The organism is Geomonas sp. Red276 (assembly GCF_054784495.1).
Map to the genome: position 1 here is coordinate 1 of NZ_BLXW01000083.1, position 2,085 is coordinate 2,085.

Genomic DNA, 2,085 nt, shown 5'->3' on the forward strand with positions numbered 1-2,085 from the left:
TTGAACGCGTCCAAGTCCTTGTCGACAGGGAACCTCGCGAGGCCCATGCGGTAGCGGATGCTTCTGGTTTTGCGTTCCGCCATCTCCGCTTCCAGAAGGTCGCAGAGGATCTTCTCCGGTGTCGCCCGGCTCTTGATCCCTGCCGCCATGATCTCGTCGAAAGTCGCCTTCATACCGTACAGGCCCAGCGTTCCCAGCGCCTCCATGATTCGCTCACGCAGTCCCATGGGTACCTCCGGAGAGGAGGAGATCATAGCGGCGGCAGTCCACTATGGGGAGCAGGGTTAGCTGCGGCAGCTTCGCGATTTCCTGAATCTGCTCCGGTTGCGGCTCGTCGTGTTTGCGGGACAGGAGGGTGAGGATGACATCGGAACTTACCGTTTTATCGGACAGCGCCTGACCGCAGGCTTCAGTCACGGCGTCAAGACCGTAACGTCCGACGACGCTCAAGATCGCCACGAATTGGCGGTCGCCGTCGGAATGGCCTTCCAGTCTCGACCTCACCTCCTGCACCGGCGCCGGCAGGTCCCAGCGCTTGAAGGGGGCTCCGTTGCGCAGGGCGCCGGGCTTCTGCTCCAGGACAGCCAGGTAATGCCAAGGATCGTAAACGACCTTGTCGCGGCCGAGGTGCCGCCGGTGCATGCCGACCACTCGATCGTTGAGTACCACCATGATGCGGTCGGCGTAGGCCCGTACCGCAACGGTCTTGCGGACGGCAACTGCGTTGACGCTGTAGCGGTTGCGGTCGAACCCGATCAGGAGCTGTGAGGAAACGCGGGCCACGCTCTCCTGGTAACCATCGAAGGGAGACACCGGCAGCGACAGCAAATGGCGCTTCTCCTCGGCGAAGACCTCGTCGATGGTCCGGTCCTTGCGCTCAGGATGACGCGCCGTCGCGGCATGGTTGCGGCATTCCGCCTCCAGCCATTCGTTAAGCTCCTCCAGGTCGGTAAAGCGTCACGCTTGACGAAAAAGCGGTTCCTGACAACGCCAACCTGGTTCTCTACCTGCCCTTTTTCCCATCCAGCGGCGGGAGTGCACGCCACGGGCTCGAACAGGTAGTGCGAGGCAAGGTTCTGGAAGCGCCGATTGAAGACACGGTCCTTACCTACCAGTACCTTGGTGACGACGGTCTTCAAATTATCGTATATGCCCCGCTTGCAAAGACCCCCGAAGTACTCAAACGCTCGGATATGTGCATCCAGAACCATCTCCAGCGTTTCGCGGGTGTAGCCGACACAGTACGGCTTACGGCTGTGGCACAGGCGGAAGTGGGCGACCTTAACCTCGACCGGGACGCCCCCCAGTTCCACCTGCTCATAGCTCCAATCGAATTGGAAGGCGTCTCCCGGGTCGAACTCCAGCGGCACGAAGGCCGTCACCGTTGCGGCATCCTCGGACACTTTCCAGGCGGACACATAGCGCCTGAGGGTGTCGTAGCCGCCCTTATAGCCTTCCCGCTGCAACTGCTCAAAGAGGATCTGCGCACTGCGACGATGCTTTGGCGGCTTGGTGCTGTCCTCTTTCAGCAGCGCCGCGAGCCGGTCTGCGAACAACCCGAGTTTGGGCCGTGGCTGGTTACTGCGTTGGTAGGTCTGGTCGGTCTTGCCGGTCCTGATGATGTCCCGAACCGTGTTCCTGGCAATCTTGAATTCCCGGACTATCTGGCGAATTCCCTTGCCGTCGACAAAATGGGCTTTACGGACTTTACGGATGGTTTCCACGTTCAGCATCTCCTCTGGTTCTCCCTCTCTGGTTAGGTCCAGAGAGTATGGAGAAGGATGCTGGGGTGGGTCAATTTTGGACGCCGATTAGGCCCGAAAGTGGGTCATTTTTGCACGCCGATTCACAGTCAAAGGAGAGACGCTAAAATTAATGTTTTGAATCCGAAAGATATTGTCATGAAAACCCAGGAACGGTAATACACTGCTGACTAAACCGTAATGCAAAAAAAAGGGTAGTGTAAAGAGTTTTTCGCTTTTTTGTTTTCTCGGCAGTGCCCCGTCGGTGTCAGATTGCCTCGGCCAGTGAATGCCTCTGTTCCAGTTCCTGTTCCTTGAGCAGGTCGATGTTCAGGTAGCGTTT

At 58.4% G+C, this 2,085-nt stretch carries 1 protein-coding gene and 1 pseudogene; both read right to left on the bottom strand.

From position 1 onward, the window contains the following. The coding region (locus ACYVL5_RS23500) for an ATP-binding protein (protein ID WP_460597977.1) at positions 1-227 on the bottom strand (227 nt) is incomplete at its 3' end. Beyond that, positions 214-1,733: pseudogene (istA, locus tag ACYVL5_RS23505) on the bottom strand (IS21 family transposase). The gene ACYVL5_RS23500 and the pseudogene istA, both read right to left, overlap by 14 nt. Positions 1,734-2,085: the final 352 nt, after the last annotated feature.